This window comes from Chitinophaga sp. XS-30, from assembly GCF_008086345.1.
Classification (GTDB): domain Bacteria; phylum Bacteroidota; class Bacteroidia; order Chitinophagales; family Chitinophagaceae; genus Chitinophaga.
On the sequence record NZ_CP043006.1, the window covers coordinates 2,374,561 to 2,390,060 of the forward strand.

General features: G+C 53.6%; 15 protein-coding genes. 11 read left to right on the plus strand and 4 right to left on the minus strand.

Going from position 1 to position 15,500, the window contains the following annotated elements; translation table 11 throughout:
* Nucleotides 1-82 precede the first annotated feature (82 nt).
* The 8 genes from FW415_RS09810 (at nucleotide 83) to FW415_RS09845 (ending at nucleotide 8,395) form a co-directional block, all read left to right on the plus strand.
* Nucleotides 83-472, plus strand: a complete 390-nt coding sequence (locus FW415_RS09810; RefSeq protein ID WP_148384274.1) for an SET domain-containing protein — start codon at nucleotides 83-85, stop codon at nucleotides 470-472.
* 69 nt (nucleotides 473-541) lie between these two features.
* Nucleotides 542-1,030, plus strand: a complete 489-nt coding sequence (locus FW415_RS09815; protein ID WP_148384276.1) for a MarR family winged helix-turn-helix transcriptional regulator — start codon at nucleotides 542-544, stop codon at nucleotides 1,028-1,030.
* Nucleotides 1,031-1,059: 29 nt separating this feature from the next.
* Nucleotides 1,060-2,628, plus strand: coding sequence for a histidine ammonia-lyase (gene hutH, locus FW415_RS09820; protein WP_148384278.1), 1,569 nt, complete (start codon nucleotides 1,060-1,062; stop codon nucleotides 2,626-2,628).
* Nucleotides 2,603-4,285, plus strand: a complete 1,683-nt coding sequence (hutU, locus tag FW415_RS09825) for a urocanate hydratase (protein WP_246858994.1) — start codon at nucleotides 2,603-2,605, stop codon at nucleotides 4,283-4,285. The genes hutH and hutU overlap by 26 nt, the downstream gene beginning before the upstream one ends.
* A gap of 259 nt (nucleotides 4,286-4,544) precedes the next feature.
* Nucleotides 4,545-5,756, plus strand: a complete 1,212-nt coding sequence (gene hutI / locus FW415_RS09830) for an imidazolonepropionase (RefSeq protein ID WP_148384280.1) — start codon at nucleotides 4,545-4,547, stop codon at nucleotides 5,754-5,756.
* A gap of 42 nt (nucleotides 5,757-5,798) precedes the next feature.
* Nucleotides 5,799-6,761, plus strand: a complete 963-nt coding sequence (gene hutG, locus FW415_RS09835; protein WP_148384282.1) for a formimidoylglutamase — start codon at nucleotides 5,799-5,801, stop codon at nucleotides 6,759-6,761.
* An 84-nt stretch (nucleotides 6,762-6,845) separates the two neighbouring features.
* A complete protein-coding gene (locus FW415_RS09840; protein ID WP_148384284.1) occupies nucleotides 6,846-7,334 on the plus strand; it encodes a metallophosphoesterase in 489 nt (162 codons plus the stop codon).
* Nucleotides 7,335-7,396: 62 nt separating this feature from the next.
* On the plus strand, nucleotides 7,397-8,395 hold the full coding sequence (locus FW415_RS09845) for a DUF4421 domain-containing protein (protein ID WP_168208750.1): 999 nt from the start codon (nucleotides 7,397-7,399) through the stop codon (nucleotides 8,393-8,395).
* A gap of 24 nt (nucleotides 8,396-8,419) precedes the next feature.
* Here FW415_RS09845 and FW415_RS09850 read toward each other — a convergent pair whose 3' ends face one another.
* Nucleotides 8,420-9,043 carry a hypothetical protein gene (locus FW415_RS09850; protein ID WP_210420853.1) on the minus strand — a complete coding sequence of 208 codons (624 nt, stop codon included), beginning with the start codon at nucleotides 9,041-9,043 and terminating at the stop codon, nucleotides 8,420-8,422.
* A gap of 109 nt (nucleotides 9,044-9,152) precedes the next feature.
* On the minus strand, nucleotides 9,153-11,423 hold the full coding sequence (locus tag FW415_RS09855) for an aconitate hydratase (RefSeq protein WP_148384289.1): 2,271 nt from the start codon (nucleotides 11,421-11,423) through the stop codon (nucleotides 9,153-9,155).
* Nucleotides 11,424-11,637: 214 nt separating this feature from the next.
* Here FW415_RS09855 and FW415_RS09860 point away from each other — a divergent pair, with 214 nt between their 5' ends.
* Both FW415_RS09860 and FW415_RS09865 read left to right on the plus strand, forming a co-directional pair.
* Nucleotides 11,638-11,859 carry a PspC domain-containing protein gene (locus tag FW415_RS09860; RefSeq protein WP_148384291.1) on the plus strand — a complete coding sequence of 74 codons (222 nt, stop codon included), beginning with the start codon at nucleotides 11,638-11,640 and terminating at the stop codon, nucleotides 11,857-11,859.
* Between the two features lie 69 nt (nucleotides 11,860-11,928).
* Entirely contained in the window at nucleotides 11,929-12,864 is a 936-nt protein-coding gene (locus FW415_RS09865; RefSeq protein ID WP_246858996.1) for a DUF4382 domain-containing protein, read from the plus strand.
* Between the two features lie 12 nt (nucleotides 12,865-12,876).
* Here FW415_RS09865 and FW415_RS09870 read toward each other — a convergent pair whose 3' ends face one another.
* Nucleotides 12,877-13,266, minus strand: coding sequence for a hypothetical protein (locus tag FW415_RS09870; RefSeq protein WP_148384293.1), 390 nt, complete (start codon nucleotides 13,264-13,266; stop codon nucleotides 12,877-12,879).
* Between the two features lie 141 nt (nucleotides 13,267-13,407).
* Nucleotides 13,408-14,241, minus strand: coding sequence for a 3-deoxy-8-phosphooctulonate synthase (kdsA, locus tag FW415_RS09875; protein ID WP_148384295.1), 834 nt, complete (start codon nucleotides 14,239-14,241; stop codon nucleotides 13,408-13,410).
* 244 nt (nucleotides 14,242-14,485) lie between these two features.
* On the opposite strand from kdsA, the gene FW415_RS09880 reads away from it, so the two are divergent.
* Nucleotides 14,486-15,445: an NAD-dependent epimerase/dehydratase family protein gene (locus tag FW415_RS09880; protein WP_148384297.1), complete on the plus strand. Its 960-nt coding sequence runs from the start codon at nucleotides 14,486-14,488 to the stop codon at nucleotides 15,443-15,445.
* Nucleotides 15,446-15,500 lie beyond the last annotated feature (55 nt).

The window sequence follows — 15,500 nt, forward strand, 5'->3', positions numbered from 1 at the left end:
CGCACGAATGGCTGTTATGAATTGATATTTTGATAACCACAAAGTTTAGTGTTACTTTACGCCTTCTTTTTATCAGCGACATATGATCAAGCCGTATTTGTATATCAACAAGACCAAAGAAAAGGGCCGTGGTGTTTTCACTAAAGAGCGCATTCCCGCCGGCACACTCCTCGAAGTATCCCCCGTTCTCGTATTGTCCAATGCCGATACGCAGATCGTGGATAAGACCAAGCTGCACAATTACATCTTCCTCTGGGGTGTGCGGGAAACCCGTTCCTGTATTGCCCTGGGCTTCTGCTCCATCTACAATCACGATTATGACCCTAATTGTGAATATGAAATGGACTTTGATGCGGATACCATGTCTATCAAGACCCGCCGCGACATCAAAAAAGGGGAAGAGCTCACCATCAATTACAACGGTGATATCGAAGACAAATCAGCCGTATGGTTCGATGTAAAGCGTAAATAAAAAATCCGGCCCATTTCGGCAGGATTGTTTATTATTGCAAAATATGTAAGTGCTTATATATTTTGCCACATGAGCTTTTATCCGTCATTAGGTTATCTCATTTTCGGCAGCCGGCTCCGGCGCCTGAGCGACTACTTCCTGGCTGAAGTGAATAAAGTGTATGCCCATGAAGGCATTGCTTTCGATGCCAGCTGGTTCCCTCTCTTCTATCTTTTATCTGTCAAAGAAAAGCTGACCCTGATGGACATCGCCACTGAGCTGGAGGTATCCCATTCCGCCGTAAGCCAGATGGTCACCGGCCTGAAAGCCAAAGGGCTGCTGAAGACAAGCCGTTGTGAAGAGGATGGCCGCCGCCAATGGGTGGTATTCACCAGGAAGGGTGAAGACCTGCTGCAGCAGGTGCTGCCGGTATGGAAAGGCATTGAAACCGCAATGGGAGCGCTGGCGCAGGAGAACAGGCAAAGCAGCCGGATACTGGAAGCGATAGGCGCCGTAGAAAGAGCAGTAGAAGATGCACCGCTGGCGGACCGTATCCGGCAGGCCATGGCAGCAAAATAACCGATACCAGAACAATCCAATTATATATCATGAGCCAGACATTCAAATACGGGCAGGACCAGCTGACGGTAGCCATAGCGCTGGAAATTGCGGCCGGTCGCGTCAAAGGGGAACTGAGCCCGGAAGTAACGGAGCGGGTTAAAGCCAGCCACGACCATGTGCAGGCCATTGTAAAGGAACATACCGTTGTATATGGCATCAACACCGGTTTCGGGCCGCTCTGCGATACCAGGATATCCGAAGCGGATACCCGTACCCTGCAATACAACATCCTGCAAAGCCACAGCGTAGGCGTGGGCGCTCCTATCCCTGAAGAGATCGCCAGGTTGATGCTGATCACCAAAGCGCATGCCCTGGCACAAGGATATTCGGGCATCAATCCCGCTACGCTGGACAGGATATGCTGGCATATCGACCAGCGCATCACGCCGCTCGTTCCGGAGAAAGGATCCGTGGGGGCTTCCGGGGACCTGGCGCCATTGTCACACCTCTTTCTGCCGCTGATAGGATTAGGGGAAGTATGGTATAAAGGACAGCGGGTGCCGGCTGCACAAATGCTGCAGCAGGAAGGAAAGGCGCCGGTGGTATTGGGACCGAAGGAAGGGCTGGCACTGATCAACGGTACGCAGTTCATCCTCTCATTTGCCGTCAAGGCCGTGGAACGCCTCTACAACGCCCTGGAAATGGCGGACATCATCGGGGCCATGTCCCTCGAAGGGCTGATGGGCACCGCCAAACCCTTTGACCCGCGCCTGCATGCGATAAGGCCTTTTGCCGGCAACCAGCTGGTGGCCCACCGCCTGGATGCCCTGGTGCGCGGTTCGCAGATCATGGCGTCGCATGCGGATTGCGGAAGGGTGCAGGACCCTTACTCCCTGCGCTGCATGCCGCAGGTGCACGGCGCTTCCCGCACCGCGTGGAAACACCTGGAAGAACTGACCACCATCGAGCTGAATGCGGTGACCGACAACCCCATCATATTCAATGCGCACGATACCATCAGCGGCGGCAATTTTCACGGGCAGCCCATGGCCCTGCCGCTGGATTATGCTACCGTAGCGGCGGCAGAGCTGGGCAATATTGCGGATCGCCGCTGTTATATGATGATCGAAGGGCGCTACGGCCTGCCAAAGCTGCTGATCGAAGACGCCGGCCTGAACTCCGGTTTCATGATCCCGCAATACACCACCGCCGCGCTGGTGACGGAGAATAAAACACTTTGTTTCCCCGCCAGCGCAGATAGCGTGCCTACCTCCCTGGGGCAGGAAGACCATGTGTCCATGGGCTCCATCAGCGGCAGAAAACTCATGCAGGTGATCGGCAACCTGGAATACATTCTCGCCATTGAGCTGCTGTATGCCGCGCAGGCTATAGATTTCAGGCGCCCCCTGCAATCCGCGAAGATCATTGAAGCCTGTCACCATCACGTAAGGGAGAAAGTTTCTTTTGCGAAGAAGGACCGCATCTTTGCGGACGACATTTCAGCACTGCACCAGCTCATCACAGACAAATCACTCATTCATGTGGCGAATACCACCGCTGCACAACACCAGATCAATTTAAACGGACCATATGATGAACAATTCCGGCTTTCTTGATACCTATGCGGCGCACCCGCATTACAAGGCCCCCCGCGGCACACAGCTGCATGCCCGCTCCTGGCAGACGGAAGCCCCCCTGCGCATGCTGCTCAATAACCTGGACCATGAAGTGGCGGAGAACCCCGATGAACTGGTCGTGTACGGCGGCATCGGCCAGGCTGCCCGCAACCGGGAAGCCTTGCAGCAGATCATCCGCATCCTGCTGACGCTGGACGAAGAGCATTCGCTGCTGGTGCAGTCCGGCAAACCGGTGGGTATTGTGCGGACGCATCCCCAGGCGCCAAGGGTACTGCTGGCGAACAGCAACCTTGTACCCAAATGGGCTACCTGGGAGCATTTTAATGAATTGCGCGCCAAAGGGCTGATGATGTATGGACAGATGACGGCCGGCAGCTGGATCTATATCGGCACGCAGGGCATTCTGCAGGGCACTTACGAAACCTTTGTGGAATGCGGCCGGCAGCATTTCAATGGCGACCTGAAAGGCAGATTGCTGGTAACGGCTGGTCTCGGCGGGATGGGCGGCGCTCAGCCCCTCGCGGCCACCATGGCCGGCGCCGTTTTTATCGGCGCGGATGTAGACCCCGCCCGTATTCAGAAACGCATCGATACAAAGTATATCGACAGGATGACCCATTCCTACGAAGAAGCCATCCAATGGGCCAGGGAAGCGCAGGCCAGCGGAGAAGCGCTCTCCATCGGTCTCGTCAGCGATGCGGGCGACCTGCTGGAACGCCTGGCTAACGACAACATTGTACCGGATATCCTCACGGACCAGACTTCCGCCCATGATCCCGTGAACGGCTATGTGCCGCATGGCATGAGCCTGGAAGAAGCGGCGGCTCTTCGTACAACCGACCCCGTTAGCTACAAGCAGCGTTCCCTCAAAAGTATGGCGAGGCATGTGCATTATATGCTGGAACTGCAGCGCCGCGGCGCCGTTACCTTCGATTATGGCAACAACCTGCGGGAATTCGCGCGGGAAGGCGGCGAACCGGATGCGTTCAATTTCCCCGGATTCACACCCGCCTATATCCGCCCGCTCTTTTGCGAGGGCAAAGGTCCCTTCCGCTGGGTGGCGCTTTCCGGCGATCCAGAAGATATTTATACGACAGACCGCGCCCTCATGGAAGCGTTCCCCGATAACCAGCCTTTGCTCAACTGGCTGCAGAAAGCACAGGAGCGCGTGGCCTTCCAGGGATTACCTGCACGGATATGCTGGCTGGGCATGGGCGAACGGGAGAAAGCCGGACTGATATTCAATGAGCTGGTGCGGACCGGTAAGGTGAAAGCGCCCATCGTGATAGGGCGGGATCACCTGGACTGCGGTTCCGTGGCTTCTCCCAACCGGGAGACCGAAGCTATGAAAGACGGATCAGATGCTGTTTCCGACTGGACCCTCCTGAACCTGATGTCCAATACCGCGGGCGGTGCTACCTGGGTGTCTTTCCATCATGGCGGCGGTGTGGGCATGGGATATTCCCAGCATGCCGGTATGGTGGTGCTGGCAGATGGTACGGACCGTGCGGCGGCATGCCTGAAAAGAGTGTTGCACAATGATCCGGCACTGGGGATCTTTCGCCATGCTGATGCCGGTTATGAGCGTGCGCAGGAATGGTTGGAGCGTTTTGAATTGGGGTTTGATCTGGAATAAAATGACATTCCCTCTGACACTGGCGAAGCATAAAATGTACAGGTGAAATAGCGTTATCGGACTTGTTAGGATACAGGTGAAATAACATTCCATCTGTTCGCAATGTATAAAAATGAAGAGATGAGATGCAAATCCCATCAGACCCGTAGAAAAATAAATATGTACTGATGAAATACTATTCCATCAGACCCGTGAAAAAATAAATATGAACTGATGAGATGCAAATCCCATCTGACCCGTAAAAAATAAATATGTACAGATGAAACTCATTGGACCTTTCTCTCAAATCCTGCTCCTGCAGGAACTGCCGCTTAAAGGCGCTTTGAAGGATGAACAACTGACGGTCATCGAAGCGGGCGGCATATTACTGGAGGATGGCAAACAACCGGTTGCCGGCACATACACAACCCTGCAGGCAAAACATCCGGGCATTGCGCTGGAATGGATCGATGAACCGATGGTGCTGCTGCCGGGCTTTGTGGACTGCCATACGCACATCTGCCACGCCGGTACGCGCAGTCGTGACTACGCGATGCGCATTGCCGGAAAGTCTTACCTGGACATTGCCCGCGCCGGCGGAGGGATATGGGATTCCGTGATGAGAACACGCGAAGCCGAAGAAACTGCACTGGCTGCCCTGACCGTTGCCCGGGCGAACCGGCATCTGCGCAACGGCGTAACAACAATAGAAGTGAAAAGCGGGTACGGATTGAATATGGATGCAGAGCTGAAAATGCTGCGCGCCATCCGTCACGCCAGTCTGCATACACCAGCTTCGCTGATCCCTACCTGCCTGGCGGCGCACATGCAGCCAAAGGACTTTACAGGGCATAGCTACCTGCAATGGATACTCAACGAATTGCTGCCTCTTGTCCGGGAAGAACAGCTGGGCAACCGTGTGGACATCTTCATTGAAGAAACAGCCTTCTCCGCGGCTGCCGCAAAACCTTTTCTGCTGGCCGCCAAAGCCGCCGGTTTTCAGCTTACCGTGCATGCGGACCAGTTCAGCAGCGGAGGTTCCGCGGTGGCGGTGGAAACGGGGGCGTTGTCTGCAGACCACCTCGAAGCATCCACTCCCGAAGATATCCGGCGGCTGGCCAAATCCGATACGGTGGCGGTGGTGCTGCCCGGCGCTTCATTGGGGCTGGGAATGCCTTACGCTCCGGCGCGCCGCCTGCTGGATGCGGGAGCCTGCGTAGCCATTGCAAGCGACTGGAACCCCGGTTCCGCACCCATGGGAGAGCTGCTGATGCAGGCCGCCGTTATGAGCGCTGCGGAGAAGCTCTCCACAGCAGAGGTCTTTGCCGGGCTGACATTCCGGGCCGCAAAAGCATTGGGCATTACACCGGACCCCGCGGACATGCAGGCTTATCCCTGCGGCGATTACCGGGATATACTGTATTACCAGGGCAGCATGAAACCGGCAATGGTATGGAAAGCCGGCCACCTGATTGACATGAATGAGTGTTGATCGTCCGGCGGGAAAATGATCATTTAACCCTTTCTTTGCAATATGAACAACTGGCATGGACGTACAGACGGAACAACACCTGATGCCTTGCGCTGGCACCAGGTGGTACAGATCGCGCGGGAAACATTGCCCGTGCTGGAACTGGGCCGGAAAGGCATAGCCTTCCTGGGTTTTGCTTGCGATGAAGGCGTCCGCCGGAACAAAGGGCGGACAGGTGCGGCGGCTGGTCCGGATGCCCTGCGGAAGATGTGCGCAGGTTTTCCCGTGCATTTCGATGAACATTTGCTTGTTGACGCCGGTGATGTGATCTGCCCGCGCGGGGACCTGGAAGCCGCGCAGGAAGAGCTTTCCGGCAGGGTGGCGGGGATCATGGCGGCAGGGTATCTGCCGGTGATCTTCGGCGGCGGCCATGAAATTGCGTACGGCCATGAACGTGGTATCCGGCGCTTCATGCCGCCGGAACAACAGCTCGGCATCATCAATTTCGATGCGCATTTCGATCTGCGGGAGCCGGGGGAAGAAGGCGCCAGCTCCGGCACCGGGTTCTGGCAAATGGCACAGGACAGGCGGTCTGCCGGTATGCCCTTCCATTATCTCGCCCTGGGCATCCAGCAGCACAGCAATACCCGCCGGTTGTTCGATACCGCGGAAAAACTGGGCGCGGAATATCTGCCCGCCTCTCTCTTTCAACCCAAATATCACGATCAGCTCGTAGACGCTATACAGGCCTTTATAGGCCGGAATGACCGGATCTATCTCACCGTCTGCCTCGATGTGTTCGCCGCCTCATACGCCCCCGGCGTCAGCGCTACGGCTTACAACGGCCTTGTGCCGGATGCCCTCTTCCTCGACTGTTTCCGTACCGTGCTGCGCAGCGGAAAACTGGCCGGGGTAGACATTGCCGAACTTAATCCTTCGCTGGACATCGATAACCGCACCGCAAAACTTGCGGCATCACTGGTGTTCGAGACCGTGATGAACTATTTTACCTGGGAACGGCATTGAGGTTGCTCCCTCCGCCGCATAAAAACAACGCCACCGGCATTGACCGGTGTTTGAGAATGTCCCGAACTGTTTTACATTCGCAGGATGAAGATCGGTTTGATGTCTGATACACATGGATACCTGCACCCGCAGGTTTTTCGCTATTTCGAACAGGTAGACCAGGTCTGGCATGCCGGGGATATCGGCTCCGTGGAGCTGGCGGACCAGCTGGAAGCCTTCAAACCCTTCCGCGCCGTGTACGGGAACATCGACGGTCAGGATATCCGTATCCGTTACCCGGAACACAACCTCTTTATCTGCGAAGGCGTAAAGGTCTGGATGACCCACATCGGGGGATATCCTCCCAAATATACGCCCGCGCTCAAGCCTTACATCCGGGAGAAACGCCCCAAACTGTTTATCAGCGGGCATTCCCATATTTTGAAGATCGTGCCCGATCCGGCATTGGGTTTGCTACATATAAACCCGGGTGCCTGCGGCAAACAGGGTTGGCATAAAGTGAAGACACTGGTGCGCTTTGAATTGCTGAACGGGGAAATTAAAGGAATGGAAGTGATCGAATTGCCCGATTGATCCCTTGCACTGACACACCTGCAACTGTTATGATGATGCGAAACGCTGTTCTGCTGATTTTGATGTCCGTACTTGTTACCACAGCATCCGCACAATGGTACAAGACGGAAAATGATACTGCATACGTGGCCGATTACACGCGGGACCTGACCGTGCGCCTGTACGGCTCCCGAAAGTATAATTACTATGATCTGAAAGACAGCCGCCTGAAAAAAGAATTGCTGTATCGCCCGAATACCGGCACCAATCTGGGATTTGGCGTCAATTATAAGTTCGTGGGGCTGAACATCGGCATCAACTTTCCTTTTGTCAATGACCATAAAAGCGAGTTCGGCGATACGAAGTATATCGATCTGCAGGCGCATCTCTATCTCCGCAAGTTCGTGGTGGATTTCTATGGGCAGTATTATGAGGGGTATTACCAGGCGGAAAGGAAACCGAGGGCGTTCAACTCCGCACAACAGGGGCTGGTGGCCCTCCGGCCTGATCTGGAGAACGAGAGCCTGGGGCTGAGCGTACAGTATATTTTCAACGATGAGCGATTCTCTTACCGGGCCGCCTATCTGCAGAACGAATACCAGAAGCGAAGCGCCGGTTCCCTGATGGTGGGCGCGGAGGCATTTGCCTGGCAGATGCGGGCGGATTCAGCACTGATCCCGTCTGATTTTGGTCATCCCGGCTTTTTTGATAATGAACCGTTCTCCCGTACCGGCGCGGTGAGCCTGGCCGTGAATATCGGTTACGCGCATACGTTCGTGATCCTGAAACATTTTTTCATTACTGCTTCCCTGTCTGCCGCTGGTGGCATCAATCACTCCGGCTTTCGTTATGGGGACGGGCGGCCGCGAATGCGCGCTTTCGGCTGGCAGCTCAACAATACGGTACGCTTTGCCGCGGGGTACAACTCCCGGAGATGGTTTGCCGGCCTGCATTATGTGGATATAACAACGCGTGGGGCTTCTCCCGTTGCCGGTGCCCACCAGAACTTTGGCGCCGGGAATATGCGCTTCAGCGTGGCCCGGCGGTTCAGCCTGAAAAAGCCTTTGATCGGGAAGTTTTAAGCGTTTTATTTTGTTCGTGCCACATCACAGCATTTCTATTTCCCGCTCCATGTTTTCCCTTGCTTTCTTCTCATATTTTTCCCGGAAAGCAGCCGTTCTGTAAATGCCCGTCTGACCCAGAAAATGTTTCAATACCCGCCTTCTCCCTTTTTTATAGAAGTAAGCGGGATAAAGGGAGTATTCCTTCCTGATCTGTTGCGTGTAGGCGTTATAGAGAGCAGGGGAGGCGCCGAGGATATGGAGGTCAAAGTCCAGGAAATAATCCAGGTCCGGGTCAGCCAGCGGGTTCTGATGCCCGTGTGTAGCCATAATGAAGGCATGCACTTTTTGCTGTTTTTCTTTCGGGTAACCGATCTTTTTGAGGAACTGTAACGCTTCCTGCGCACTTTTTTCCTCATTATCATGCCGGGTGGCTTTATATACAAGGTCGTGATAATAGATCGCAAATAACAGGCTGTCGTTATCCACGATCAGGGGCGCATATTGTTGCTGAAGCGTAAGCAGGTCGCTAAGATGCCGGGTATTATGGTAATACCGGCCGGGAGCGCTATATTGCGCCAGTATCTTCTCCATTTCATCCGCGGCGGCGGATGGAGGGCTGCCGTGACGATCATTGAGCTGCAGCCAGTATTCCCTGATCTCGTCCATATGCATGGAGATTATTTTGCAAATAACGGGCCAGAGGGAATGCTTGTAATGGCGCAAAAAAGCCCCGTCCGGTATGGACGGGGCGTTATACATGGCTGTTAAAACGATGTTATTTTTTGCTGGCGAACTGGGCCCTGATCACGTTCAGCGCACCGCCTTGCCTGAACCACTCGATCTGTTGTTCATTGTAGGTGTGGTTTACCGTGAAGGTGTCCTGCGTACCGTTGCTGTGAGACAATACAACGGTCAGCGGCTTGCCGGGAACGAAGCTGGTGAGGCCGATGATGTCGATGGTGTCATCTTCCCGCACTTTATCGTAATCGTCCTTGTCGTTGAAGGTCAATGCCAGCATGCCCTGTTTTTTCAGGTTGGTTTCGTGGATACGGGCGAAGGATTTCACGAGTATGGCACGAACGCCCAGATGGCGGGGTTCCATGGCGGCGTGCTCACGGCTGGAGCCTTCGCCATAGTTCTCATCGCCTACCACAACGGAACCAACATTGGCGGCCTTATAGGCACGGGCGGTAGCGGGTACTGCGCCGTATTCGCCGGAAAGCTGGTTCTTTACGGAGTCTGTTTTATCATTGAACGCATTGATGGCGCCGATGAGCATGTTGTTGGAAATATTGTCCAGATGACCGCGGTACTTCAGCCAGGGGCCTGCCATGGAGATGTGGTCCGTAGTACATTTGCCTTTCGCTTTGATGAGGAGCTTCAGGCCTTTGAGGTCCGTTCCTTCCCAGGCTTTAAAAGGCGCCAGCAACTGAAGGCGTTCTGAAGTGGGGGATACGATCACCTCTACACCGCTGCCGTCTTCCGCAGGGGCCTGGTAACCGGCATCTTTCACCTCGAAGCCTTTCGGAGGCAGTTCAAAACCTGTGGGTTCATCCAGCATCACATCTTCTCCGTTCACGTTCTTCAGGGTATCCTTCAGCGGGTTGAAGGTAAGGTCCCCTGCAATGGCCAGCGCCGTTACGATCTCGGGAGAGGCAACAAAGGCGTGGGTGGAAGCAAGACCGTCGTTACGTTTCGCGAAGTTACGGTTGAAGGAAGTGATGATGGAGTTCTTGCGGTTGGGATCGTCTATATGACGTGCCCATTGACCGATACAGGGACCGCAGGCATTGGCCAGCACTACACCGCCGATCTGGTCGAAGGTATTCAGCAGGCCATCCCTTTCGATGGTATAACGAACCAGTTCGGAGCCGGGCGTGATCGTGAACTCGGAATGGACTTTCAGTTTTTTATCGATAGCCTGTTTGGCCAGGGAGGCGGAACGGCTGATATCTTCGTAGGAAGAGTTGGTGCAGGAACCGATCAGGGCTACTTCGAGCTTCTCGGGCCAGTTGTTTTCCTTCACCGCCTGCGCGAATTTGGAGATCGGCCAGGCCAGATCGGGTGTAAAGGGACCGTTTACATAAGGTTCCAGCTCGTCCAGATTGATCTCGATCACCTGGTCGTAGAACTTGTCCGGGCTGGCGTAAACCGCTTCATCCGGACGAAGATGCTCTCTTACGCCATCAGCCAGGTCCGCAACTTCTGTACGGCCGGTGATCTTCAGGTAATCGGACATTTTCTGGTCGTATGCAAATACAGAACAGGTAGCACCGATCTCGGCGCCCATGTTACAAATGGTGCCTTTACCGGTAGCGCTCATGCTGTCAGCGCCTTCGCCGAAATATTCCACGATGCAGCCCGTACCGCCTTTTACGGTGAGGATGCCGGCTACCCGCAGGATCACGTCCTTGGGAGAAGCCCATCCGCTCAGCTTGCCGCTCAGTTTCACACCGATGAGCTTGGGCATTTTCAGCTCCCATGCGAGACCTGCCATCACGTCCACAGCATCCGCACCGCCTACACCGATGGCGAGCATGCCCAGACCGCCGGCATTGGGCGTATGGGAGTCCGTACCGATCATCATGCCGCCGGGGAAAGCATAATTCTCCAGTACTACCTGGTGAATGATGCCTGCACCGGGTTTCCAGAAACCGATACCGTATTTGTCAGAAATAGAAGACAGAAAATCGTAAACTTCCTTGTTGGTGCTGATAGCTGTGGCCAGATCCTCTGCTGCGCCTGTTTTCGCCTGTATCAGGTGATCGCAGTGCACGGTGGAAGGCACCGCCACGGAGGCGCGCCCGCAGGTCATGAATTGCAATAATGCCATCTGGGCAGTGGCATCCTGCATGGCTACACGGTCCGGCGCAAACTCCACATAGGATTTGCCTCTCTCGAATGAAGATGTAGCAGGGGCATACAGGTGAGCATATAAGATCTTTTCAGCCAGTGTAAGCGGGCGACCTAACAACTTGCGGGTAGCTTCCACTTTACCCGGTAGTGCCGCATACAATTTTTTAATCATGTCAATATCAAACACCATGGAAATAAATAATTTAAGAGCGATTATACTAAAAATTGCACCGCGAAGTTAATCAATATCGATGAGTTTTTAAAGTTAAGGGTCGGTACGGTTGTTGTCTTTTGCCCGTTTTGGAATAACATTTGCTATTCTTGTAAGATTATAATAAATTTGATATATGAACCGGGGTGCCGAAGCCCGGTTTACCGACCCTTGAAAAGACAAATATCGACTGATGAACAAGATCAAGGACTTTGTTGAATGGAAGGCATTTGGCGTGTGCGCAGCTTTGGGCAACAAACTGGGCATTGCTACTTCCCGCATTCGTATTTTCTTCATTTATGCGACCTTTCTGACCATGGGTTCCCCGCTCATTGTTTATATGATCCTGGCTTTCTGGATGAACATCAAGCATTATATCACGAATGCCCGCAGAAATCCATTGCGTTATCTCTGATTTTTTTTTTACTGCCGTTAAACTTCCCGCTCCGGTAACCATCTAACCGGTAACCATAACTTTAATTATATGTTGAGAAACTTAATGACGGGCTTCCTGCTGCTTGCAGGTTCCGTGTACCTGACTGCATGTGACAAGAACGAGTCTGCACAAAACGAATCCGCGCAATTGCAGATCGCATTGACAGATGATCCGGGGGACTATAAGGAGGTCTGGATCGATGTAAAGGAGATCCGCATTAACATGACCGGTCAGGATGATGCGGGATGGACCACATTGGCGGGCGTAAACACAGGCGCCTACAACCTGCTGGACCTGGTGAATGACAAAGACACCGTGCTGGTAGACGCTGTTATCCCCACCGGCACCATCAGCCAGATCAGGCTGGTATTGGGGGACAATAACTTCATCATTACCAACAACGGGGAAAAACTGATGCTGCAAACCCCCAGCGCCCAGCAATCCGGCCTGAAGCTGAATATCCATCAGGCGGTAACAGGCGGCATCATTAACAAATTGACCCTGGATTTTGACGTGGCCAAATCCATTGTGGAGACCGGCAGCGGCAAATACATCCTCAAACCCGTGATCCGTACCATACTGGAAGCTGTGGGCGGTAATATCAAAGGAGTGGTGTTACCGGACAGTGTGCAAACCGCCCGTATTGGCGATCGACGGTATGGATACCGTGGCCAGTACCTACAGTGCGGCAGGGGAATACCTGATCCGTGGTGTGGACGCAGGCACATATGCCCTGCATTTTATCCCTACCGACACTACGCTGGAGTCTTTTGTACAACCGGGTGTTGTGGTAAATCTTGGGCAAGTGACGGTAGCGGATACCGTTCAACTGGTCAAAAAATAAAGGTTTTCGAGAACGGAGAATGCCGCGGTTCCCTTACAGGGCCGTGGCTTTTCCATTTTGTACCCGTGCCTGATGAACCCTTTAATGCAGGATGGTACAACTTCATCCTGGCAGGAGGTTACGTTCGACCGGCGTTATGAAGCCCTTTTTATTCAAGATGATACAACGTCATTCCCTGGTAATGGTTCTGGAGTTGATGCACCATGATGTTGTTGGGAATATCCCCGCGTTTCATCGCGGTAATGCAGCACGATGTGGTTGTCTGACAAGAGTACGGTGAACGGGCCGCGTACCCAGGCTTCGCCATTCCCGTTAATGGGCGGTTCATCTGTTTTTTTGAATTTCAGTTTGACAAGCTGCTCCGCAGTCAGCGGAATGGGGAAAAGATCTTCTGCGGTGTACCAGTTTTCCTGCTCTTCGTGGGTCAGTACGCAAACCTGCCTGGTCTCGTGGTCAACCTGCAGTATTTTGCCGTCGAGCATCTGTTCTTCATACTTCGCGATCACCATATCACCGACCTTTAATTCTGAAAAATTAATCATGGTGCCTTGTTTAGTTGGGTATGAATTTAACGAAAAAAAGGCAGAACCGGATGAGGTGCTGCCTTGAATATCATGGTGGCTCGGCCGCCGTGCCTGCAGCGGGGCAAATCCCGGCCGCGGCTTTCCTGCGGACATGTTTGACTAAAGCGCGGGGCTCTTCACATGCACCGCTTCCCGGATGCGTACCAGCTCTTCCAGTAAAGGCTCCAGCAGATCCAGCCGGAGCATGTTGGCCCCGTCTGATTTGGCTTTGGAGGGTTCAGGATGCGTTTCGATGAAAAGACCGTCTGCCCCGGTTGCGATCGCTGCCTTTGCAATGGTGCCGATCATTTTGGGATTGCCGCCGGTAACGCCGCTGGTCTGGTTAGGTTGCTGAAGGGAATGTGTACAGTCCATGACCACGGGTACACCATGCCCTTTCATGATGGGGATGTTGCGGTAATCCACCACCAGGTCCTGATACCCGAAAGTAGTGCCTCTTTCCGTGAGCATGATATGTTTGTTGCCCGCCTGTTCGATCTTCTCCACGGCAAATTTCATGGCCTCACCGCTGACGAATTGCCCTTTTTTTACATTCACGAATTTGCCGGTATCGGCGGCGGCCAGCAGAATATCCGTCTGGCGGCAGAGGAATGCGGGGATCTGCAATACGTCTACAAAAGCTGCGGCCATGGCAGCTTCAGCGGCGGAGTGAATATCGGAAGTCACCGGCAGATTGAACTGCTGGCCCACCTTTTGCAGGAGGTCCAGCCCTTCAACATCACCTATCCCGGTAAAGGAATTGATGCTGGTACGGTTTGCCTTGCGATAGGAGGCCTTGAACACGTAAGGGATATTGAGGCGTTTGCAGATAGCGGACACTTTTTCAGCTATACCCATTACCAGGTCTTCATCTTCTATTACACAAGGTCCGGCTATCAGGAAGAAGTTTTCAGGATTATATTGTTCTTTGAACAGTGCTTTTAATGTTTTCATTTTGTCTTTTGTTATTGGTCAAATGTAACCTTGCGGCGCCACCCGAAAAGTGTCGGTTTACCGGTTTTCTGGCGCAAAATTAGGCTTATTTCCCGATATGCACTTTCTCATCCGGCTGATAATTCTGCAACGATCTCTCAACATATCCCGCACCTGATTGTAATTGTATTGTCATTGTTTATCAGCACAACCCGCCTGATATAACAAGGGAAACCTAAATTTGGCAACAATTCCAAACGGCTGTATGAAGAAAGACAAGATATTGGTCATCGGCGCCTGCGGGCAGATAGGGGTGGAGCTTACGCTTGCCCTGCGAAAGATGTATGGCGACAATAATGTGGTGGCTTCCGATCTGCGTGAGGAGCACGACCTGCTCAAGGGCAGCGGCCCCTACGTTTCGCTGGACGTGATGAACAAGGAAATGCTGCATGTGCTGGTGATCCGTCACAATATTACCCAGGTGTACCTGCTGGCTGCCATTCTTTCCGCTACCGGCGAAAAGAACCCGCTGCTGGCCTGGCATATCAATATGCAGAGCCTGCTCAACGTTATGGATATTGCCAAGGAAGAGGGGCTGGACAAGGTGTACTGGCCCAGTTCCATCGCCGTATTCGGCCCGGATTCCCCGAAAGAATCCACTCCCCAGCACACGATTATCGAACCAACGACCATTTATGGCATCAGCAAATTTGCCGGAGAGCGCTGGTGCGAATACTATAATCACCGTTATGGCGTAGATGTGCGCAGCCTCCGCTATCCCGGCCTGATCAGCTATAAATCCGCCCCGGGCGGCGGTACAACGGACTATGCCGTAGAGATCTATCACGATGCGCTGGATGAAGGCAATTACAAGTGTTTCCTGACAGAAGACACCTATCTGCCCATGATGTACATGCCCGATGCCATCCGCGCTACCATTGAACTGATGGAGGCGGACAATGCAAAGATCAGCGTACGTTCAGGCTACAACCTTTCCGGTATGAGCTTTTCCCCGAAGGAAATTGCCGCAGCCATTCACAAACGCCTGCCTGATTTTACCATCAGCTATGAACCGGATTACCGCCAGCAGATCGCGGACGGCTGGCCCAAGAGCATTGACGACAGCCTGGCTGCGAAAGACTGGGGCTGGAAGCCGGAGTTCGACCTGGAGAAGATGACGGACGATATGCTGAAGAACCTGAAACAACAGAAGGGAATGCAGTAAGCATGTTTGCCTGCCGGGCGCCGCAGCAACATCCGGCGGCAGTTAAAATATATTG